This window comes from Umezawaea sp., from assembly GCF_057122925.1.
This window is the reverse complement of sequence record NZ_DBNGPQ010000114.1, coordinates 1-21773: the sequence shown is the minus strand read 5'-3', so window position 1 is coordinate 21773 and position 21773 is coordinate 1. Positions and strand designations below refer to the sequence as shown.

The window sequence follows — 21773 nt, the reverse complement described above, 5'->3', positions numbered from 1 at the left end:
CTTTCGACTGTATACGTATGCATTTGATGCCACAAGTGGACGCCGTGCCGAGCGGGAGCGGCTCAGGTGCGGGGTGATCCCGTGGTCGCCCGCGCGACGTAGCGCGACGGGTAGACGGTGTGCCGGGGCTGGGCGTCCGGCTGCTCGACGCGCGCGACGATCAACCGGGCCGCCTCGCGGGACATCTCGTCGAGGTCGTAGGCCACGGTGCTCAGCCTGATCAGCGCCCAGCCGGACGTCGGCAGGTCGTCGAACCCGACGATCGACACCTGGGCGGGCACGGCGACGCCCATCTCGGCCGCGGAGTTCAGCGCGCCGAGCGCCACGACGTCGTTGCCGCACAGCACCAGCGTGGGCGGGTCCTCGCGGTCCAGCAGGGTCCGCGCCCCCTCGAAGCCGGTCGCGAAGTCGAACGGGCCGTGCAGGACGTCGCGGTGGGCCAGGGTCAGCCCGTGCTCGTCGAGGACCGAGCGCACGGTGTTCTCGCGCTGCTCGCCGGTGCTGGTGTTGCGCGGCCCGAAGATCGCGCCGATCCGCCGGTGCCCGCTGCCGATCACCTCGCGCAGCAGCTCGCGGATGCCCGCCTCCGGGTCGACGGTGACGGAGTCGGCCCGCACGCTCTGCGCGGTGCGGTTGAAGTAGACGAACGGCACGCCCCGGTCGCGCAGCCTGGCCGGGAGCAGCGAGTCGACCGTCGTGGTCGCGAGCACCACGCCGCACAGCCCGTGGCCCATGACGTGCTCGGTCACCGGGCCGCTCTCCGACGACTCGGTGATGAGCACCAGCTCGTAGCCCAGCCGCTCCAGCTCCCGGTGCATCGGGGCGATCACGTGCCCGTAGAACTGGTTCTCCAGGTCGGTCACGACGAGCCCGACCCTGGTCGAGCGGCCGACGGCGAGCGCGCGGCCGATCGGGCTGGTCGAGTACCCGAGCGCCACGGCGGCGTCGCGGACGCGCTTCTTCGTGGCCTCGGAGACCTTGGGGTCGTCGCGCAGCGCCCGCGAGACGGTCGGCTGGGAAACACCGGCGAGCCTCGCCACGTCCCGACTGGTGATCATTCCCCCGCCTCCTCTGGATCGGCGCAGCATAGCCGCCGCCCTCGTCCCGACATCGCCTTGACGGCGACCCGCCCACGCAGGTTCAATGCCGGGCATACGTATGCTAACCGAAGTGGAGACGCATGGCGCACGAGCTGAAGAAGGCGATCCCGACGAGTGCGGGCGACCGGTCCGGCGCCGGTGTCGCCGAGCGCGTCGCGGCGATCATCGCCGACGTCCGGGACCGGGGCGATTCGGCGGTGCGCGAGTACTCCGCCACCTTCGACGACTGGCGGCCCGAGTCCTTCCGCCTCGGCGAGGACGAGGTGGCGCGACTGGTGGCCTCGCTGCCCGAGCAGGTGATCGAGGACATCGCGTTCGTCCAGGAGCAGGTGCGGCACTTCGCGACGGTCCAGCGCGAGTCGATGCGCGACGTGGAGGTGGAGACGCTGCCCGGCGTCCTCCTCGGGCACCGGCACGTCCCGGTCGGCTCGGCGGGCGCCTACGTGCCCGGTGGCCGGTACCCGCTGACCGCGTCCGCGCACATGACGATCGTGACGGCCAAGGCCGCGGGCGTGTCGCGGGTGGTCGCGTGCACCCCGCCGATCCGCGGTGAGGTCCCCGCCGCGACGGTCGCGGCGATGAGCATGGCGGGCGCCGACGAGATCCACCTGCTGGGCGGGGTGCAGGCCGTCGCGGCGATGGCCGTGGGCACGGAGTCGATCGAGGCGGTCGACCTCATCGCGGGCCCCGGCAACGCCTACGTGGCCGAGGCCAAGCGGCAGCTGTTCGGCGAGGTCGGCATCGACCTGTTCGCCGGGCCGACGGAGATCCTGGTGGTCGCCGACGGCACGGCGGACGCGCTGACCGTGGCCGTGGACCTGCTGTCGCAGGCCGAGCACGGCCCCGACTCCCCCGCCGTCCTCGTGACCACGTCGGCGGAGCTCGGGGCCGAGGTGCTGCGCCTGGTCGAACGGCTGCTTCCGGGGCTGGTGACCAACGACCTGGCCGGACCCGCGTGGCGCGACCACGGCCGGATCGTCGTCTGCGACGACGAGGACGAGATGTGGCGCGTCGCCGACTCGCTCGCCTCCGAGCACGTCCAGGTGTTCACCGCCGAGCCGCGCCGGGCGCTCGACCGGATGCGGAACTACGGCGCGCTGTTCCTCGGCGAGGGCACGTGCGTGTCCTACGGGGACAAGGTGATCGGCACCAACCACGTGCTGCCCACCATGGGCGCCGCCCGCTACACCGGCGGGCTCTGGGTCGGCAAGTACCTCAAGACCGTGACGTACCAGGAGGTGCGCGACCCCGCGAGCAGCGCCGCGCTCGGCCGGGTCTGCGGGCGCGCCGCCAGGGTGGAGCTGTTCGAGGGCCACGCCCGGTCCGGCGACCTGCGCGCGTGGAAGCACGGCGGCGACGGGTTCGACTGGATCGACGCGGTGCTGTCGTGATCGGCCGCACCGCCCTGGTCACCGGCGGCGGCACCGGGCTGGGCGCGGCCGTCGCGGCCCACCTGGTGGCGGCGGGCGCGCGGGTCGTCGTCGCGGGCCGCCGGGCCGAGGTGTTGCGCGCCACCGCGGAGCGGCTCGGCCCGGCCGTCCGCGCCGAGGTGTGCGACGTGGCCGATCCGGCGTCCGTGGCCGCGCTCGCGGAGCGGCTGCGCGACGAGGAGGTCTCGGTGCTGGTCAACAACGCCGGGGTGGCCGGGCCGGTCGCCCCTCTGGTCGACGTCGAGCCCGACGAGTGGGACGACGTGTTCGCCGTGAACGTGCGCGGTACGTACCTGGTGTGCCGGGCGTTCCTGCCCGGCATGATCGCGCGCGGCGAGGGGGACGTCATCAACGTGGCGTCCGTGTCGGGCAAGCGCCCGCTCGCGCGCCGCACGCCGTACTGCGCGTCGAAGATGGCCGTGCTCGGCCTGACCACCACGCTCGCCTTCGAGGTCGGTCCGCTCGGGGTCCGGGTGAACTCCCTGTCCCCCGGCCCCGTCCACGGCGAGCGGATGGACCGCAACTTCCGGTTGGAGGCCGAGAGGACCGGCACGTCGGTCGACGAGGCGCGGGCCGAGTTCGTCCAGCGGGCCGCGCTCGGTCGGATGATCACCGAGGACGAGGTGGGCGCCGCGGTCGTCGCGATGCTCGCGATGCCGGGCCTGTGCGGCTCCGACGTCGACCTGTCGGCCGGGATGGTCGCCTGATGGCCGCCTCCCTCAAGGCCAGGCTGCGCGCGGGCGAGAAGCTCGCGGGCGCGCTGGTGCGGATGCCGTCGGAGGACGTCGTCGAGATGCTCGCCGTCGCGGGCCTGGACTTCGTGCTCGTGGACTGCGAGCACGGGCCCGCCGACGTCGGTTCGCTGCGGCACCACATCGCGCTGGCGCAGGTGCACGGCGTGCCCGTGCTGGTGCGCATCGGCGAGGGCGAGCACCACCTCGCGGCGCGCGCGCTCGACCAGGGCGCGCAGGGGATCGTCGCCCCGCACGTCGAGTCGGCGGCCGACGCCGAGGCGCTGGTGCGGGCCGTGCGCTTCCCGCCGCGCGGCACGCGGGGGTTCGCCACCTACCCGCGCGCGGGCCGGTTCGGCACGGTGTCGGCGGCCGACCACCGCGCCGCGGCGGAGTCGACGCTGGTGATCGCGATGCTGGAGTCGCCCGCGGCGATCGGGGACGCGGCGGCGATCGTCGCCGTCGCGGGGATCGACGGCTACCTGGTGGGCACCGCGGACCTGGCCGCCGCGCGCGGCCCCGACGACCCGTCCGTGGCGGACCTGCTGGCCGCGGTGCGGGCCGACCCCGGCACCGCGTCGGTGGTCCGCGTCGACCTCGCGTCGGGTGCGGCAGGCGCCGCCGAGGCGTTCGCGGACGGCGCGCAGGTGGTCGTCCACAACGTCGCGCACGTGCTGATGGAGACGTTCCGGGCGCTCAGCCTGCGGTGAGCCACTCGGCGAGGACCCCGCCGACCCCGGCGGGGTCCTCGACCGGCGCCAGGTGCCCGACGCCCGGCAGCACGACCAACCGCGAACCGGGCACCAGCGCGTGGATCTCCTCGTGCCGCGCGACGGGGCACAGCCGGTCGTGCTCGGCCGCCACCACGAGCGTCGGCACCCGCACCGCCGCCAGCCCCGGCCGCTCGTCCACACGGGTGGCCTGCATCGCCAGCTGCCGGTCGAGCGACTCCTCCCCCACGTCGTCCGCCATCGCCAACGCCCGCTCGTCGTGAGCGGGCGTGCGGGCGTGCAGCAGGACGGGGAGCAGGTCGCGTTGCAGGTCGCGCGCGGTGGCCCCGGCGGCGAGGGCGGCGCGCTGGGCGGTCCACGCCCCCCGCTGCTCCGGGGTGGGGGCCCGCGCGTTCGTCGACACCAGGCACAGCCGCGCCACCCGTGACGGCGCCCGGCGCACGAGCGCCATCGCGACGATCCCGCCGAGGCTCAGCCCGGCCAGCGCGAACCGCTCCGGCAGCTCGGCCAGCAGCGCGTCCACGCAGCCGTCGACCGTCGGGTGGTCCAGGCGTCCGTGGAGCGCGGGCAGGTCCGGCCACAGCCGCGGCGAGCAGTTCATGCCGGGCAGCAGCACCAGGGGGTCGGTCCCGCTCACCCCTTGACCGAACCGTTGTTGAGGCCCGCGACCAGGTACCGCTGCGCGATGAACGCGAACGCGACGACCGGCAGCGTCAGCAGCATCGCCGCGGCGCCCGCCTGCTGGAGCATCGGCAGCGTCTGGCCGAGCTGCGTCGCGATGAAGACCGGCACGGTGCGGGCGGACACGTCGGTGAGGATGTTGGCGGTCAGGTACTCCTGGAACGCGAACAGGAACACGAAGATCCCCGCCGTGAGGATGCCGGGCCCCATCATCGGGATCATCACCCGGCGCAGCGTCGCGAGGCGCCCGCACCCGTCCAGCATGGCCGCCTCGTCCAGCTCCTTCGGGATCTCGGCGAAGAAGTTGCGCAGCAGCCAGATGGTGAAAGGCTGGTTGATCGCCACGAGCGCCGCCGCCACGGCGAACGTCGTGTCGTAGACGCCGAGGGCGCGGGAGATGTCGTACATCGGCAGCACGACCGCGAAGCGCGGCAACGCCCGGAACACCAGCGCCAGCACGAGCAGCACGGCGCTGACCCAGCTCGGGAAGCGGGACAGCGCGTACGCGGCGGGCAACCCGATCACCAGGGCGACGACCGTGCTCAGGACGGCGACCACCAGGGTGTTGACCAGGTAGTCGGCGAACAGCGTGGTCTGCCAGAGGTCGACGAACGCCGTCATCGTGGGCTCGTAGGTGAAGACCGGCGGGTTCAGGAACGCCACGTCGGTCGGTTTGGTGACCGCCATCGCGGTCCACAGCACCGGGCTGACCATCGCCCAGCAGACGAGGACCAGCACCCCGCCGACCAGGTAGGTGCTGGCGGACCTGCGCGGACGGCGCCTCGCCGACGGCGGCGCACCGTCCGATCGGGACGGCGCGAGCGCGGGACCCTGCTTCTCCAGCGTGGTCATGCTTGCCTGGCCTCCTTGGCGATGCCGCGGATGAAGGGGTAGAGCAGGATCACGATGAGCAGGATCAGCAGCACGTTGATCGCGCTGCCGAGCCCGAGCTGCTGGCCGCCGTCCTGGAAGGCGACGTTGTAGATGTAGAGCATGATCGACTCGTTGCCGATCTGCGTCGCCTGCGGCGAGAGCGGGACGAGCTGGTCGAACGTCCGCAGCACGTCCATGATCGAGATGATCGCGACGAACCCGAGCACGCCCCGGATGCTCGGGATGATCACGCTCCAGTGCGTGCGGAACGTGGACGCCCCGTCGATCCGCGACGCCTCGATGACCTCCGAGGGCACGCCCTGGAGACCGGCGATGATCACCAGCATCGAGAACGGCAGCATGAACCAGATCGTGTCGAGCGCGATCACCAGCCGGTTGGGCCACGGCTCGATGAACCACAGCACCTCGTGACCGGTGACCGCCGACACGAGGTGGTTGACCACCCCGCCGAAGTTCGCGTCGAACAGCCAGGAGAACATCGTCGCCCCGACGATGTTGGGCACCACGTAGGAGATCAGCAGGAAGCCGAGCACGAACGGCTTGCTCCGGCCCAGCCCGTTGACCATGACCGCCAGCAGGTAGCCGCCGACGATCAGCGTGGCGACCACCACGGCCGTCAGCCCGACGGTGAACAGCACCGCCCGACCCAGTCGCGGGTCGGACAGCGCCGCGGAGTAGTTGTCGAGCCCGACGAAGGTGCCCGCCTCGCCGTAGTTCACGCGCTGGAGGCTCCACTCCACCGTCCGGTAGAGCGGGAGGACCAGCAGAGCCCCCATCACCAGCACGCTCGGGGCGATCAGCCCCAGGAACTCTCGTCTGCGCATGACGGACACCTCGCTGCCGGATTCGCTACTTCTCGTACTCGGCCAGGATCTTGACGGCGATCTGCTGCATCTGCGCGGTGCCCTCCGCCACCGGCGTGTTGCCGAGCACCACGTCCGCGACCACGGTCCGGGTGTCGTTGCTGATGCGGGAGGTCCACGGGTGCGGCTCGGCGGGCGGGGCCTTGCCGATCGACACCTGCGCCGCCTCGGCGTACGGGCTGCTGCCGGGCGTGACGATGCCGTCGCGCGCCGGGTACGCGGCGGGCACGGAGGCCTTCGACGCGTCGGCGCTCACCGAGGAGGCGATCATCTCGAACAGCATCTTCGGATCGGCGGCGGCGTTGGTCGGGATCGACCAGCCATCCACCGAAAGGGTGTTGTAGAGGACGTCGCCGCCCGCGACCGACGGCGGGGGCGCGAACGCGAACTGCTGGGCGAACCTGCTGTTGGACGTCTGGGTCAGGTCGTTCATCCGGCCGGAGAACATGATCGCGACCGCCGCCGACCCGTTGTACATCTGCTGCTGCACCCTGGGCTGGTCGAACGTGGTGACCTGCGGGTCCATGAACGGGGCCAGCGACCGCAGCTCCTCGAACGCCTCGGCCGCCTCGGGCTTGTCGAAGTTCGGCGTCATCGTGGCCGCGTCGACGTAGTCGACGCCGAGCGAGCCGAGCGCGGAGTCGTAGGCGGTGGCGATGTCGGAGCTGGCGAGCAGCGGCAGCGCGACCGGGTACTTGATCTGCCCGGCCTGCTGGATCTTGCCCGCGACCTCCCGCAGCTCGGCGAAGGTCGTCGGCGGCTTGAGGCCGAGCGACTCGAAGACGTCCTTGCGGTAGGCCATCACGTACATCTGGGCCTGCATGGGCAGGCCGTAGAGCTTGCCGTCGTAGGACATGGCCTGCCGCATGGCCTTGTTGATGTCGCTGAGCCCGTACTCCTGGTCGAACTCGGCCACGAACTCGTCGAGCGGCCTCAGCTTCTGCTCCCCGGCGTACTTGGGGATGATGAAGCCGTAGGTCTCGATGACGTCGTAGGTGCCGGTGTCGCCCGCGAGCGTCGCGGTGGTCTTCTGCACCTGGCCGCCGAAGTCGATCGGCTCGTGCTTGACGGTCACCTGGTTCTTCGAACAGCTCTTCACCATCGTGTTGGTGAACGGGTCGATGGCGGAGGAGTTGTAGGCCAGCACGTTGACCGAGGTGGCCTTCGACGGAGCGGGGAAGTCGCACTCGACCTGGGCCGCGGTCGAGGAGGACGTCCGGGACCCCGCGCCGCAGGCCGAGAGCAGCAGGGCGGCGGAGATCGTGGTGGCGAGCGCTCTCATCACCACGGTGGTGCGGGGCTTGGGCATCGCGGGGCTCCTACCGTCCAAAGGGGTTCGTTGAGGATTCATACGTATGCACTAGTCGGCGGCGTCGATCATGCCCAACCGGAGCAGCGCGCTGTCGCGGTGCGCGACGAGCGCCTCGAAGTCGGACACCGCGACGGTGGGCTCCGCCTGGATCCGGGTCGACTCCCGCGTGGCGCGCTGGTAGGTCACCTGCTTGAGGAAGCCCGCGACCGACAGGCCCCCGGTGTGCCGCGCGCCGCGCGCGGTGGGCAGCACGTGGTTGGTCCCCGACATCCCCTTGTCGGCGTAGACGACCGTCGACCACGTGCCCAGGAACAGCGAGCCGTAGTTGCGCAGCGCCTCCAGCCACCAGTCCAGGTCCTCCGCCAGCACCTCCAGGTGCTCGGGGGCCAGGATGTTCATGACCTGCGCGGCGGTCTCGCGGTCCTCGACCAGGTAGATCGAGCCGTGGTCGCGCCAGGCCGCGCCCGCGATGTCCCTGGTGGCGAGGCCTGCCAACTGCTTCTCGATCTCCTGCGGCACCTCCCGCGCGAGCCGCTCGGAGGTGGTGGCGAGGCTCGCGGGCGAGGTCGGGCCGTGCTCGGCCTGCGCGAGCAGGTCGGAGGCGACGAGCGCGGCGTCGGCCGTGTCGTCGGCGATCACCGCGACCTCGGACGGCCCGGCGAGCACGTCGATGCCGACCCGGCCGTAGAGCTGGCGCTTCGCCTCGGCGACGTAGGCGTTGCCCGCGCCCACGATCACGTCGGCGGGTTCGCCGTCGAGCAGGCCGAAGGCCATGGCGGCCAACGCCTGCACGCCGCCGACCGCGTGCACGGAGTCCGCGCCGGTGATGCTCGCCGCGTACAGCACCGCGGGGTGCGGCCGACCGTTCAACGAGGGTGGCGTCGCGGACACGACGTTGCGGACACCGGCGACGCGGGCCACGCCGACCGTCATGAACGCGCTCGCGAGCAGCGGGAACCGGCCCGCGGGCAGGTAGGCGCCCACGTTGTCGACCGGGATGAAGCGCTGCCCGCACACGACGCCGGGCACCACCTCCTCCTCGAAGTCGACCAGGCGGGCGCGCTGCATCGCGGCGAACCGCCGCGTCCGGTCGGCGCCAGCGTCCAGGGCCTCGCGCAGCGACGCGGGCAGCTGGTCGGCCGCGCGGGCCACCTCGGCGGCGGGCACCTCCAGCGAACGCCCCTCGTACCCGTCCAGCTCGACGGCGTAGCGCAGGACCGCGTCCACCCCCTCGCGCTCGATCCGACCCAGCATCTCGGAAACCTTCGCGACGACCTCCGGATCACGCCGGACGGGGCCGCCGGATCCCGCGGGTTCCTTGACGACCACGAGGCCGCCACCGATCCTCACCTTGTCCGCATCGCTCAAATGCATACGCATACACTAGGTGTAGACGCAGGCTGTGGCAACACTCACGTCGGCAGCCGTTCACACCGGTCCGCCCCGGCGCCGACCGCGCGGGTGCCGTTCCCGACGCCCCGCCACCGTCGACGCACCGCAGGGGCGGGCGACGCCGGCGAACGGCCACGTCGTCGAGGGACCGCTGTGCGGGCCCGCCGGGTAGGCGCGAACCCACCGGGCCAACGCGACCCCACCGGGTAGGCGCGACGAGACCCAGGCCGACGCGAGCCCGCCGGGCCAACGCGAACCCACCGGACAGACGCGACGCCACCGGGCCAACGCGAACCCACCGGACAGACGCGACGCCACCGAACCGACGCGAGCCCGCCGGGCGGACGCGAAGCCGCCGGGTGGACGCGGAGGCGTCGGTGGACAGCGTTCTCAGGAGTGCTGGTGCTCCTTCGGCACGACGCCGACCTCCTCGCCGTCGCCCAGGACGACGAACTGGCCCATCATCCCCTCGTCCTCGTGCTGGAGCAGGTGGCAGTGGTACATGTACGGCACGTTCGGATCGGTGTGGTCGCTGAACCGCATCGCCAGCCGGTAGCGCTTCCCCTGGACCAGCAGGACGGTGTCCTTCCAGCCGCATAGCGGCGGTTCCGGCGTCCCGCCGTCGACGGACAGGACCTGGAACCGCACGTCGTGGACGTGGAAGTTGTGCGGGAAGCCGTTGTCGTTGGTCACCTCCCACACCTCGACGGTGCCCTCGCGGACGCCGAAGTCGATGCGGTCCATCGCCATCGACCGCCCGTTGATCTGGTCCGAGGCGAGCACGAAGGAGCGTTCCCGCGCGACCGCCGCGCCCGCGAGGTCCGGGGCGGTGCCGAGCACGGCGGGCAGCGCGGAGTCGTCGGACAGCGATCCCGCGGCCCGGAACTGGCAGACGTCGAGGCGGTCGTCGAAGCCGTCGAGCCGTCCCAGCGCGCCGCCGTGCTCGGACGGGTAGGAGCGCAGCTCGACCCGCTCGCCCGGCGTGAAGGCCACCACGACCTCGGCCCGCTCCCCCGGCGACAGGGAGAGGCGGTCGGTCTCCCACGGCTCGGCGAGCAGGCCGCCGTCCGTCGCGACGAGCGAGAAGCGCCGGTCGTCGGAGAACCCGAAGTTGTACAGGCGCGCGTTGGACCCGTTCAGCAGCCGCAGCCGCACGAGCCTCGTCGTGACGTCGAAGTACGGTCCGATGGCGCCGTTGACGAGGATCTCGTCACCGATCACGCCCAGCGAACCCCCCAGCGGGACCCGCTGCTCGAACTGGTTGTCCCCGTCGAACGCGCGGTCCTGGACGATCATCGGGACGTCGTCGACGCCGTACTCCGACGGCAGGTCCAGCGCCTCGGTGACCTCGTCGTCGACGATGAACAGCCCGGTCAGGCCCCGGTACAGGTGGTCGGCGGTCGCGCCGTGCACGTGCGGGTGGTACCACAGCGTCGCGGCGGGCTGGTCGATCGTCCACCGCGGTTCCCAGGTGCCGCCCGCCGGGACGGTCTGGTGCGGGCCGCCGTCCATGGCCGCGGGCAGGTGCATCCCGTGCCAGTGCAGCGAGGTCTCCTGGTCGAGGCCGTTGCGCACGGCGAACTCGACCCGGTCACCGCGCCGGGCGCGGATCGTCGGGCCGAGGTGGGTGCCGTTCACGCCCCAGGTGCGGGTGGCGGGACCGTCCTTGAACCGGGTCTCGCCCGCCCGGACGTCGAGCGCGAACACCCGCGCCCCCGACGCACCGGTCTCGGACGTGGCCAGCGGGGGGATCGGCAGGGCCGCGTCGAACGCGATCTTCCCGACGGTGTCCTGCCTGGCGGTGAGGTAGTAGGCGCCGAGTCCGCCACCGCCGAGGACGGTCGCGCCCCCGAGGCCGAGGCCGAGGACCTTCAGTACCGTGCGACGTCTCATGGTGCGACGATCCCGCCGGTGGGGCCGTCGTCGCGTCGGCGAGAACTACGTAGATCCCCGGTGCGGCGCGTCGCCTAACCCCCGCCGCCCGAGCCGGACCGCACCTCCCCCGAGGCCGGGTCGACCGCGGCCACGGCCTCCCGCGCGTCCAACTCCCAGCCCTCCGCGTACGCCGCGGCGAACCCGTCACCGCCCAGTTCGGCCCGTCCCCGGCCGGTGAGGTCGACGACCCGCGGATCGGTGTGGTCGTGCGCGCCCCGCAGCCGGGCGGCGGCCCCGAGCAGCACGGCCGACCCGTGCCACCGCCCGCGCGTCCCGGCGAGTGCCGCCGCCGTCACCGCCACCTGCGCCAGGACCGGCAGCTCCCGCGTCGCCCGCGCGGCCGCGCACGCCTCCCGCAGCGCCTCGTCCGCGCCCTCCAGGTCGCCCCGCGCCGCCCGGAGCGCCGCCCGTGCGCCGCTGACGACGGTCCGGGTGTGGTCGGAGGAGAACGCGGTGGCACCGTGCGGACCCCGGTCGGCGTCGTCCAGGAGGGCGCTCGCCCCGGCCAGGTCGCCGAGCCGCACGCGGAGGTCCGCCTCGTGCGCGTCCACCAGGACCAGCATCTCCGCCGAGGACGCGTGCAGGGCCCGTTCCCGAGCGGCCCCGATCACCGCGAGCGCCACGTCGGTGTCGCCGCGCCGCAGGTGCAGGTCGATCCAGCGCAGGTCGTCGTAGAGCCGGTCGCCGAGGCTGAGCGAGCCGAACTCGTCGGCCAGCGCCCTGGCCTCGCGGAGGTCGGCCAGTGCGCCGTCGAGGTCGTCGTACCGCCGCGACCGGGCGCGCACGGGCAGCGTGGCGGTCTGGCCCCACCGGTCGCCCGCCCGCCGGAAGCGGGCCAGGGCCGCCTCGACGTGGACGCGCATCCGGTCGAGCGCGCCGTCGTTCTCGGCGATCTCGGCCAGGAACATGTGCGCGAGTCCGGCCAGCCACCCGTCGTCGCCGTCGGCCAGGCGCTGGAAGGTCGCGAGCGCCGCCGTCCCGTCCTGGAGGAAGAGCAGGATCGGGCCGAACACGCGGTGGTGGCTCGGCAGGTCGGGGTGCGCGAGCAGGCGGTCGGCCAGCTCGCGCATCTCGGCGCGGTCGTCCGCGGCCTCCCCGGTGGGGGTCCCCGACAGGACGTCCGCCCGGTTGAGCAGGTGGACGGCTCGGGCGCAGTCGCGTTCGGGCGAGGGCCGGCCGCCGGGCACCGCCAGGACCTCGCCCAGCCAGTGGGCGCCGTCGTGCTGGCGGGCGGACATCTGCCAGTACCAGGTCAGCGACAGGCAGAGGGTGAGCGCGCCGTCGGCGTCGTGCCCCGCGCACAGGTGGCGCAGGGCGGCGAGCGCGTTGTCGTACTCGGCGCCGATGGCGGCCATGGCGGCCACCTGGTCGGGCCCGCGCAGCCGGGGGTCCTGGCGGGCCACGAACCCGGTGACGTGGGCGGCGGCCAGGTCGTGGGCCGCGCGGAGGTCACCGGTGCCGGTGAGGCGGTCGGTGCCGTACTCGCGGATGGTGTCGAGCATCCGGTAGCGGCCGGTGTCGGGCAGCAGGTGCAGCAGCGACCGGTCGACCAGGGCGGCGAGCAGTTCGGGGACCTCGGCCGCGGGCACGGCCGTGCCCGCGCAGACGGCGGTGGCCGAGTCGGGCGTGACACCGCCGGGCAGGACGGAGATCCGTTCCGCGACGGTGCGTTCGTGCTCCCCCAGCATCTCCCAGCTCCAGGCGATGACAGCGCGCAGGGTGCGGTGCCGGGCGGGTGCGGCGCGGCTGCCCGTGGCCAGCAGCCGGAACCGGTCGGAGAGCCCGTCGGCCAGGGCGGGCAGCGCCAACGTCCGCAACCTCGCGGCGGCCAGTTCGAGGGCCAGCGGCATCCCGTCCAGGCCGCGCACCACGCGCACCACGTCGGGCAGCGTGGTGCCGTCGACGGCGAAGCCGGGGCGCACGGCGGTGGCGCGCTCGGTGAACAGCCGCACCGAGGCAGTCCGCCGAGCCCGGTCGAGACCGTCGTCGTGGGCGGGCAGCGCGAGCGGGCCGAGCGGCAGGAGCGACTCGCCGTCGACGGAGAGCGGCTCACGGCTCGTGGCGAGCACGCGCAGCCGGGGGCAGCGCGGCAGCAGCGCCGCGACCAGGCGTGCCACGGCGTCGACCAGGTGCTCGCAGTTGTCGACCAGCAGCAGGCCCGTCCAGCCCCCGAGCGCGTCCACGAGGGCGTCCAGCTCACCGCTCCGCGTCCCGGCCTCGAACGGCGCGCCGCCGCGCGACCCGATCCCGGCGAGCACGGCCGCGCCGACCTCGGCCGCGTCGGTGACCGGGGCGAGGTCGATCATCCGCGCGTCGTGGCGGCGAGCGGCCTCCACGGCGAGGCGCGTCTTGCCCGCGCCGCCGGGCCCGACCACGGTCACCAGCCGCCCGGTGGTGAGCAGCGCGTCGATCCGGGCGAGGTCGTCCTCGCGGCCGATGAAGCTGGTCAGGGGCGCCGGCAGGGTGCTCGGCCGGACCACCGGCGTGTCCGGCGGCCGGGAGCGCAGCAGGCGCGCGTGCCGGTCCCGCAGCGCGGTGCCGGGGTCGGCGCCGAGGACGTCGGCCAGTGCCTCGCGGACCCGTTCGTGGACGGCCAGCGCCTCGGCCTGCCGCCCCTGGGCGGCGAGCGCGTCCATCAGCAGCCCGGCCGCGCGCTCGTGGACCGCCTGCTCGGCGGGCAGCCCGGCCAACCTGGCCTCGGCCGACTCGGCCCGCCCCAGCGACAGCTCGGCGTCGGCGAGGTCGACGACCGCGTCGACCGACATCCGCGCCCACCGCGTCGCGACCGCGGGCGCGACCGCGGCGACGACCGCCGGTTCGGTTCCGGGGTGGTCGCCCCACAGCGCCACGGCCTCGGTGAGCGCGGCGACCGCGGCCTCCGGGGCACCGGCCCGCAGCCGGTCCCGGCCGGTGGCGGCCAGGTGTTCGAAGCGCAGCGCGTCCACGTCGGCCGGGGCCACCACCAGCCGGTACCCGCCGTCGGTCTTCACGACCACGTCCTGGGCCGCACCGGTCGGGGCGAGCGCGCGGCGCAACCGGGAGACGAGGGTGTGCAGGGCGGAGGCGGCGCCGGACGGCGGTTCCTCGGCCCAGACCGCGTCGACCAGCGCGTCCGGTTCGACCGCGCGGCCACCGGCGAGCGCGAGCCGGACGAGCAGGCCCCGCAGCCGGGCGCCGGGAACGGGCAGGGCGCCCGCACCGCGCGACGCCTCGAACGCGCCGAGCAGCGTGACGCGCAGCCGCGCACCCCCGTCCATCCCCCGATCTTCGCGCGCTCACGCGCCCGACCCAAATCAGGGTGGCCGTGTCAGCGCCGTGTGCGCCCCGTGTCAGGCGTCTGCCCCACTCTTCCGCCCACCGCACCAACCACGAGGAAGAGGGAAACCGTGAACGACGTCGAGTCCGGTCCAGCAGTCCACCAGTCGCTCCCGTCACCGTCGACCCGGAGGCGCCGCCGAGCGGGCGCGGCGCTCATCGCGGGCAGCGGCGTCTTCTTCACCGCCGAGTTCGTCGCGGCGGCGGCGTGGAGCGACCCGCCCTACAGCTACACGCACCACTTCATCAGCAACCTCGGGGTCCACGGCCCCACGACCGCGTTCGGCCAGTTCATGTACTCCCCGCTCGCGTGGGTGATGAACACCGGCTTCGTCCTCTTCGGACTGATCACCCTGGTGGGCGCGGTCGCGCTGGGGCCGCTGCCCGGCCTGCGCCGCCTGCTCGCGGTCGCGACGGCGACGATGCTCGCCGCCGGTGGTGTCCTCCTGGGGTTCTTCCCCGGATCCGGTGAGACGCCGGAGGGCGGCGCGCCCGACTTCCACGGGATCGGCGCCTTCCTGGCGTTCATCGGCGGCAACGTGCTCGCCATCCTCCTCGGCGGGTCGCACGGGCGGCTCGGGTTCCCGCGCGGGCTGGGGAGGGCGCTGGTGGCGGCCGGGATCGTCGGCCTGGTGTCGATCCCGGCCTACCTGGCCGTCCTCGACTCGGGAGCGGGTGTCCTCATCGGTCTCGTCGAACGCGGCGTCGTGTACCCGTTCCTGATCGGTTTCATCGTCCTGGGGGCGGCGCTGCGGAAGCGCGGGGTCACCGACGACGAGGTCCGCCGATGAGGACCTCCAGCACCGCGTCGTAGGTGTCGGCGGGTTCGCAACCGCGCCGCTTCAGGGTCACGTCCAGGTTCGCCGGTTCCAGGCTCACGGCGCCGTGGATCGCGTTCCACACCCGCGCGGCCTGGACGGGTTCCGCGTCCAGGGTTCCCCGGTGGACACCACCGACTCCACGCCGGTGACCACCAGGTGGTGCTGCTGGGGGTGCCGCGGTGCGAAGGCCCGAGCGGCGGGCTCGTTCCGGTCCTGCCGGACGCGGTCCCCCGACTCGGCCACGCCGGTGGCGCGGATCTCGACGACCGGCACGCCCGCCGCAGCCCCGGCCCCTCCGCTGGTCGACGCGGAACCGGCGGTGGGAGCGTCCCTATACTCCCGATCATGCGAGGAGCGGTCGTGACCGGGGTTCGCCGTCTGGTCGACCGGGTCGGGTCACTCCCCGCGGGCGGGCGCGACGTGCTGATCACCGCCGCGGTGGTCGCGGTGTCGTTCACCCCCGGTGTCGCCGACAAGGGCACCTGGCTGGGCTGGGCCGATCCGCAGCGCCCGTTCGGCCCGCTCGCGGTCGCCCTCGTCCTCGCGCACTGCCTGCCGCTGCTGGTCCGCCACCGCGCGCCCGCCCTGTGCCTGCTGCTCGTCTCCGCCGCGTTCGCCGCCTACCAGTGCCTGGGTTTCCGGCCGACGTCCGCCACGATCGCCCTGTACGTCGCGCTCTTCGGCGCGGGCGTCCACCAGCTCCGCTTCCGGCGGACCACGGCGGCGGCGTGGCTCGCGGGGTACGCGGCGCTGTCGGTCTCCCTGATCGCGCTCGGCGCTCCCACCACCGCGGTGGAGTGCGTCGAGTACGCACCCCTGCCCGTCGGGTGCTGGCTGCTGGGCGCGTGGGCCCGCGGCAGGCTCGACGAGCAGGAGCGGCGACGCCGGTTCGACCTGGAGTCGGCGGTGCGCGAGGAGCGCGAGCACATCGCCCGCGAGCTGCACGACGTGGTGACCCACCACGTGACGGCGATGGTGATGCAGGCCGACGCGATGCTGTACGTCCCGGCCGACGACCGGCCGAAGGTCGACACCGGGTTGAGGGCGATCGGCGGGACCGGGCGGCGGGCGCTGGGCGACCTGCGCGAACTGCTCGGCGTGCTCAGCCCCCGACACGACGCCGACCCGGCCCCGCGCGCGCCGACCGCGGCCCTGCTCGGGGAACTCGTGGAGCGGACCCGGCTCGCCGGGCAGCCCGTCGACCTGGTCGAGGTCGGCGCGCCGCCGGTCGTCGAGGGCGTGGTCGGGCTGGCCGCCTACCGGGTCGTGCAGGAGGCGCTGACCAACGCGCTCAAGCACGCGCCGGGCAGGAGGACGGCGGTCCGGGTCTCCTCGGCCGCCACCGACGAACTCGCGATCGAGGTGACGACGGAGGGTGCCGCGGGCGCGGTCACCGCGTCGACACCGGGCCGCGGGCTGACCGGGCTGCGCGAACGGGTGCGCCTGGCGGGCGGTGACCTCACGACGGGGCACACCGAGGACGGCGGTTTCGTCGTGCGCGCGAGGCTGCCGCTCGGTTCGGAGGCGGCGTGAGCACGCGGGTGCTGGTGTGCGACGACCAGCCGCTGGTGCGCACGGGGTACACGACCGTCCTGTCCTCGCAGCCCGACCTGGAGATCGTCGGCGAGGCGGCGAACGGCGTCGAGGCGGTCGAGCAGGCCCGGCGGCTGCGCCCCGACGTGGTGATCATGGACATCAGGATGCCCCTGCTCGACGGCATCGAGGCCACCCGGCGGATCGCGGGACCGGACGTGACCGAGCGCGCGCGGGTGCTGGTGGTGACGACGTTCAACCTCGACGAGTACGTCTTCGAGGCGCTGCGCGCGGGGGCGAGCGGGTTCCTGCTCAAGGACACCCCGCCCGAGGAGGTGATCGCGGGCGTGCGCACCGTGGCGGCGGGCAACGCGCTGCTGGCGCCCGAGGTCACCCGCGGCCTGATCGGCCGGTTCGGCGCGCGGATCCGCGACGACGGCGCGGACGGCCGGATCGAGAAGGCCTTGCGGGACCTGACCTCCCGTGAGGTCGAGGTGCTCCGGCTGGTCGCGGAGGGCCTGTCGAACTCCGAGATCGCCGACGCCCTGTTCCTCGGCCGGGAGACGGTGAAGACCTACGTCTCGCGCATCTTCGCGAAGCTGGGCCTGCGCGACCGCGTCCAGGCCGTCGTGTTCGCCTACCGGATCGGTCTCGCCACACCGGACGAGCGGTAGCGCCATCCCCCGCGGGAGCCAAAGTTCGGCTCACCGCGGGGTGACGTGCCCGCACCCCGTTCGCTCCTAGCGTTCTCCCCATCGCCGAGGCACCCGCCGCAGGCACCACGACAAGGAGAAGCGCCATGACCGCGAAGACCACCCGCCGCTCACGCCGACGCCCTGCGGCGGTCACCGCACTGGTGTTGACCGTCGCCGCGGTCTGCCCGGTGGCCGCCGCCGCGGACACGTCGTCCGCCGCGGAGCGGTCCAGGACCGGGATGCTGGAGGCCGCCGCCGAACGGGCGGTCGCCGCTGGCGTCCCCGGTGTCGTCGTCCGGGTGGACACCGGGCGCGGGCCGGTGGTGACCGTCGTCCGGCAGGGCTCCTGGAGCACCCCCGACCACGTGCTCAGGGCGGGCGACTCGTTCCGGATGGGCTCGAACACGAAGACGGTCACCGCGGCGCTGGTGCTGCAACTGGTCGCCGAACGCAGGCTGCGCCTGGACGACACCGTCGAGCGGTGGCTGCCCGGCACGGTGCCGAACGGCGGGAACATCACCCTGCGGATGCTGCTGAACCACACCGGCGGGCTGGCCGATTCGGCCTACACCGCCAGGTCGCTGCACCTCATGACCGGCCACGACACGAGCAGGCCGACCTCGGAGGAGGTGCTCGCGCTGGGCACGGACCTGCCCCCGGTGGGCGCACCGGGCGGGGCATGGTCCTACAGCAACCCCGGTTACGTCGCGCTCGGCCTGGTGCTGGAGAGGGCCACCGGGCGCTCCTTCGCCGACCTCGTGCGGCAGCGCGTCACGGGCCCGCTCGGGATGCGGGACACGTACGTGGCGACCGGTGCCGCACCGCGGCGCGGCACGGCTCCGCTCGCCCACGGCTACGAGCCCGACGCAGCCCACCTGCGGCCCCTCACCGAGCCGCTGGGCCTGCCCGAGGGCTGGGGGTTCGTCGGTCCGGCAGACGACGAGCACGTCGACACGACCGCGATCGACCAGTCGTGGGGCGGCGCGGCGGCCGCGATCGTGTCCACCGCGGCCGACTGGGCCAGGTTCGACCGGGCGCTGATGTCCGGCGGGCTCTTCCCCGAGCGGCTGCTGGCCGAGATGCGCACCACCGTGCCGTCCGAAGGCCCGGACCACCGCTACGGCCTCGGTGTGGACGAGTACCGCTCGCCCTGCGGCACGGTCTGGGGCCACGACGGCGCGCTGCCGGGCTACCGCAGCGACAACTACACCGACGAGTCGGGGCGGCGCACCGTCTCCGTCCTGAGCACCACCCACTTCGGACTGGTGGTGTCCCCCGAGGCGAACGCCGCCGAGGCGGAGCTGGTCGACGCGGCCATCTGCACGATGCTGGGCAAGCCCGTCCCCACCAGCTGACCCCGCGACCGCCCGAGGGGTTCGCCCGGGGGACGGGTGCGCCACCGCCCGCCCGGTGGTGAGGTCGAGCGGCACCGAGACGTGGTCGTGGACCACCAGCCACCCACCGTCGGCACCGAGCCGCCCCTGGCCGCGTCCACAGGCGACAGCTCCACGAGCCCGAACCCGGCGACCCCGCTGAACTCCCGGTCCAGGTCGTCGAGGCGGTCGGGGACCTCGCAGGTGATCGCCCCCGAGGACGACGAACTCACCGCGTGGACGTGCGGTGCGCGGTGCCCCGGCTGCCGCGCTCCGCCTCGGAGCGGCCTGCGCGCGACAGCGCCCTGCACCGCGACCGGGTGCGGCGCGCACGGTGGTCGAGGAACCCCGCCCCGCGCTGCTCCGTCCGGACGATCGTTGAACCACGGGGCAAAGGTGTGTGACCGCGTGCGGATCGCTGGTAGGCAGGTTGATCACCCGGAACCCGGAGGAGTGGTTCATGCGTCCTTGGAAGGTCTTCCTGCTGGCGACGGCGTTGGCGGTGTCACCCGTCGCGGCGCCCCCGGCGACGGCCGCGGTCGAGCCCGATCCGCTGGTCGGGCACAGCGTGTTCAACGACCCCGCGGGCACGCCCGCCGCGCGGAACGCGATCTACGCGCAACTGGGGCGGCTGATCGACCGGGTGCCCGCGGGCGGCGAGATCCTGGGGTCGGTGATGGACTTCGACCCGCCGAACACCGCCGACACCGCCGACGACCCGGACCTCGTGGACCGGTTGATCGCGGCGTTCCAGCGCGGGGTGAGGGTCAAGTTCATCACCGTCGCGCACTCGGCCGACACCCAGGCCACCACCAGGCTCCGGGCGGCGCTCGGCGCGAACGACGCGGCCGGTTCCTACGTGGTGCACTGCAAGGACCAGTTCCCGAACGGCCCGGATCGCGGGTGCATCGCGACCCGCGCCAAGGAGTGGTCGACGGGCACGGTCAGCGCCTACAACCACAGCAAGTTCTTCACGTTCTCCAGCGTCGTCCTGAACGGCGGCACGTCGATCCCGAACGTGGTCTACCAGTCCTCGTCGAACCTGACCCGCTGGGACGAGAACGAGGCGTACAACAACGCCTTCACGTGGACCGACGCCAAGACGTACGCGGCGTACCGCACGTACTTCGAGGACCTGCGGCGCTACCGGTACACCGCCGCCGGGAACAACGACTACTACAGGGACACGGGATCGGGCACGGACTACCGCGTGTTCTTCTTCCCCCGCAGGGAACCGTCCGGCCAACCGTTCGACGACCCGCAGACCGACACCATCCACAACACGCTCCAGTCGGTCGCCTGCTCGTACACCGAGAACGGCACGAAGCGCCAGACCGACGTCCGGATCGCGATGCTGGACTTCAACCGGCCCGCGATAGCCCAGAAGCTCGCCGAGCTGAGGGGGAAGGGCTGCTGGGTCGACGTGGTCCTGACCAACGCCAACGACGCCGTGCTGAACGCCCTGAAGGGCGCGAAGATCCAGACCACCCGGTGCAACTGGAACAACGGGCCGGGCCTGGACGTCCGCGTGCACTCGAAGTACATGCTGCTCGACGGCGCGTACGACGACGACATCGTTCCGCGCGTCTACACCGGCAGCCACAACTACTCGTACTCCGCGCTGCGGCAGGCGGACGAGCAGGTCGTGCGGATCATGGGCCGCACGGTGCACGACGAGTACCTGCGCAACTTCTGGAGCATCCGGGACACGTGCCGGTCGCACGACGGGATCATCGTGTAGGACAGCGGAAACAGGTGTGGTTCCCGGTCGCGCACCGGGAACCACACCTGCGCTCCAACCGCCCCGAGCGGGATCGCCGGGTCAGATGTTCTGGTTCGCGAACCCCTTGGTCGCGATCTTCGACAACATGCCCTGCCACACGGACGAACTGGTGTGCGGGTCACCGGTCACGGCCAGCGCCGACTTGAGGCCGTTGAACGCGTTCTGCGTGTTCGGGCCCCAGATGCCGTCGATCGCCAGTCCCGCCGCGCGGAAGTTGTTGCACGTGGCCTGGACGAACTTCGTGTCGGCCTCGGAGTCCTTGAGCACGCGGACCGGCATCCCACCGAAGTCGGCGTGGATGTGGTCGGCGTGGTCGGCGTTGTACCAGCCGTCGAGGACGTAGCGGAACCGGCGGCGGCACACGGCCTCCGTCGCGAGGTAGCGCTTGCGGGTCGCGGCGGTGCCCGACGCGTGGTGCTGGTCGAGCGGCGAGGTGGTGTTGCCGCCGGACCAGCGCACGTGGTCGAGGTCCATCGCGGTGCCCGCGCCGTGCTGGCCCGCCTTGTTGACGTAGAAGCCCGCGGACACGATGTAGCTGATCGAGCCGTAGCCCGACGACAGCGACCGCAGGTCGCGGATCCACGCGACGAGCGCGTTGTAGAACGCGTCGGTGGCCTGCCAGTTGCGCGCGGTGGTGTTGCCGCGGTTGGAGCGCCAGTAGTAGACGGGCGTCCCGTCGATGTTCTGGAACGTCATCATCGCGAGCGCGCCGACCCCCGGCGCGAACTCGGACTCGTGGTGCTGGTCGTTGATCTTGGGGTCGGCACCGGCCAACCCCGGCGCGAGGGCGGACAGACCGGCCAGACCCGCGACGGCCGCCGCGCCCGTGACGAAGCCGCGCCTCGAAAGGTTCTTCTCGAACACCCCAGTACTCCTCCGTGTTCTTGGCCGGCGGGGACAGGGGTTAGGGCCTGCCTCGCCAACCGGCGCGAAGGAGCCTAGGGATCGTGTTCACCGCGGGGAACCGCGCACGACCTGCGGTTTTCCTTTTCCTTTACCGCCTGTGCCCTCCGAGGGGGGAGCGGTCGTCCTCCCTCGCGTCGAGGAACCCGCCTGCCTGGTGGCGCCACAGCTTCGCGTACACCCCACCCACCGCCAACAACTCCGCATGGGTCCCCTGCTCCACCACCCGACCCCGATCCAGCACCACCAACCGATCCATCCGCACCACCGTGCTCAACCGA

General features: G+C 73.1%; 18 protein-coding genes and 1 pseudogene. 8 read left to right on the top strand and 11 right to left on the bottom strand.

The window, feature by feature from the left end:
- Positions 1-62: 62 nt before the first annotated feature.
- The gene (locus AC156L_RS26350) at positions 63-1058 is read right to left on the bottom strand and encodes a LacI family DNA-binding transcriptional regulator (RefSeq protein ID WP_330875152.1); all 996 of its coding nucleotides are present in this window, start codon (positions 1056-1058) and stop codon (positions 63-65) included.
- 122 nt (positions 1059-1180) lie between these two features.
- Here AC156L_RS26350 and hisD (AC156L_RS26345) point away from each other — a divergent pair, with 122 nt between their 5' ends.
- The 3 genes from hisD (AC156L_RS26345) to AC156L_RS26335 are packed head-to-tail and all read left to right on the top strand — an operon-like array spanning position 1181 to position 3971.
- Positions 1181-2491 carry a histidinol dehydrogenase gene (hisD, locus tag AC156L_RS26345; RefSeq protein WP_330875151.1) on the top strand — a complete coding sequence of 437 codons (1311 nt, stop codon included), beginning with the start codon at positions 1181-1183 and terminating at the stop codon, positions 2489-2491.
- Positions 2488-3237, top strand: a complete 750-nt coding sequence (locus tag AC156L_RS26340; protein ID WP_330875150.1) for an SDR family NAD(P)-dependent oxidoreductase — start codon at positions 2488-2490, stop codon at positions 3235-3237. Before hisD (AC156L_RS26345) ends, AC156L_RS26340 begins: the two co-directional genes overlap by 4 nt.
- A complete protein-coding gene (locus tag AC156L_RS26335) occupies positions 3237-3971 on the top strand; it encodes an HpcH/HpaI aldolase family protein (RefSeq protein ID WP_330875149.1) in 735 nt (244 codons plus the stop codon). Before AC156L_RS26340 ends, AC156L_RS26335 begins: the two co-directional genes overlap by 1 nt.
- Here AC156L_RS26335 and AC156L_RS26330 read toward each other — a convergent pair.
- The 7 genes and pseudogenes from AC156L_RS26330 to AC156L_RS26300 all read right to left on the bottom strand — a co-directional run.
- Positions 3958-4644, bottom strand: a pseudogene (locus AC156L_RS26330) (alpha/beta fold hydrolase); the annotation flags it as partial. The gene AC156L_RS26335 and the pseudogene AC156L_RS26330 overlap by 14 nt on opposite strands.
- On the bottom strand, positions 4626-5294 hold the full coding sequence (locus AC156L_RS26325; RefSeq protein ID WP_330875179.1) for a carbohydrate ABC transporter permease: 669 nt from the start codon (positions 5292-5294) through the stop codon (positions 4626-4628). The gene AC156L_RS26325 and the pseudogene AC156L_RS26330, both read right to left, overlap by 19 nt.
- Before the next feature lie 227 nt (positions 5295-5521).
- Positions 5522-6391 (bottom strand): carbohydrate ABC transporter permease, encoded by an 870-nt coding sequence (locus AC156L_RS26320; RefSeq protein ID WP_330875148.1) that lies wholly within the window; start codon positions 6389-6391, stop codon positions 5522-5524.
- A 25-nt stretch (positions 6392-6416) separates the two neighbouring features.
- The gene (locus AC156L_RS26315; protein ID WP_330875147.1) at positions 6417-7739 is read right to left on the bottom strand and encodes an ABC transporter substrate-binding protein; all 1323 of its coding nucleotides are present in this window, start codon (positions 7737-7739) and stop codon (positions 6417-6419) included.
- A gap of 51 nt (positions 7740-7790) precedes the next feature.
- On the bottom strand, positions 7791-9116 hold the full coding sequence (gene hisD / locus AC156L_RS26310) for a histidinol dehydrogenase (RefSeq protein ID WP_330875146.1): 1326 nt from the start codon (positions 9114-9116) through the stop codon (positions 7791-7793).
- Between the two features lie 408 nt (positions 9117-9524).
- Entirely contained in the window at positions 9525-11027 is a 1503-nt protein-coding gene (locus AC156L_RS26305) for a multicopper oxidase family protein (protein ID WP_330875145.1), read from the bottom strand.
- 74 nt (positions 11028-11101) lie between these two features.
- Positions 11102-14326, bottom strand: coding sequence for an ATP-binding protein (locus tag AC156L_RS26300; RefSeq protein WP_330875144.1), 3225 nt, complete (start codon positions 14324-14326; stop codon positions 11102-11104).
- A 129-nt stretch (positions 14327-14455) separates the two neighbouring features.
- Here AC156L_RS26300 and AC156L_RS26295 point away from each other — a divergent pair, with 129 nt between their 5' ends.
- Positions 14456-15175 (top strand): DUF998 domain-containing protein, encoded by a 720-nt coding sequence (locus AC156L_RS26295; RefSeq protein WP_330875143.1) that lies wholly within the window; start codon positions 14456-14458, stop codon positions 15173-15175.
- Here the strand turns inward: AC156L_RS26295 and AC156L_RS26290 are convergent.
- A complete protein-coding gene (locus AC156L_RS26290) occupies positions 15150-15287 on the bottom strand; it encodes a hypothetical protein (protein WP_484407340.1) in 138 nt (45 codons plus the stop codon). The two genes, AC156L_RS26295 and AC156L_RS26290, sit on opposite strands and share 26 nt — an antisense overlap.
- A gap of 263 nt (positions 15288-15550) precedes the next feature.
- On the opposite strand from AC156L_RS26290, the gene AC156L_RS26285 reads away from it, so the two are divergent.
- The 4 genes from AC156L_RS26285 (at position 15551) to AC156L_RS26270 (ending at position 20547) form a co-directional block, all read left to right on the top strand.
- Positions 15551-16738: a sensor histidine kinase gene (locus tag AC156L_RS26285; RefSeq protein WP_330875142.1), complete on the top strand. Its 1188-nt coding sequence runs from the start codon at positions 15551-15553 to the stop codon at positions 16736-16738.
- Positions 16735-17412 carry a response regulator transcription factor gene (locus tag AC156L_RS26280; protein ID WP_330875141.1) on the top strand — a complete coding sequence of 226 codons (678 nt, stop codon included), beginning with the start codon at positions 16735-16737 and terminating at the stop codon, positions 17410-17412. The genes AC156L_RS26285 and AC156L_RS26280 overlap by 4 nt, the downstream gene beginning before the upstream one ends.
- 125 nt (positions 17413-17537) lie before the next feature.
- The gene (locus AC156L_RS26275) at positions 17538-18788 is read left to right on the top strand and encodes a serine hydrolase domain-containing protein (RefSeq protein WP_330875140.1); all 1251 of its coding nucleotides are present in this window, start codon (positions 17538-17540) and stop codon (positions 18786-18788) included.
- Positions 18789-19266: 478 nt separating this feature from the next.
- The gene (locus tag AC156L_RS26270) at positions 19267-20547 is read left to right on the top strand and encodes a phospholipase D-like domain-containing protein (RefSeq protein ID WP_330875139.1); all 1281 of its coding nucleotides are present in this window, start codon (positions 19267-19269) and stop codon (positions 20545-20547) included.
- 81 nt (positions 20548-20628) lie between these two features.
- Here AC156L_RS26270 and AC156L_RS26265 read toward each other — a convergent pair whose 3' ends face one another.
- Both AC156L_RS26265 and AC156L_RS26260 read right to left on the bottom strand, forming a co-directional pair.
- Positions 20629-21453, bottom strand: a complete 825-nt coding sequence (locus AC156L_RS26265) for an extensin family protein (RefSeq protein ID WP_330875138.1) — start codon at positions 21451-21453, stop codon at positions 20629-20631.
- Positions 21454-21583: 130 nt separating this feature from the next.
- A partial coding sequence (locus AC156L_RS26260; protein ID WP_484407339.1) for a hypothetical protein occupies positions 21584-21773 on the bottom strand: 190 nt, incomplete at its 5' end.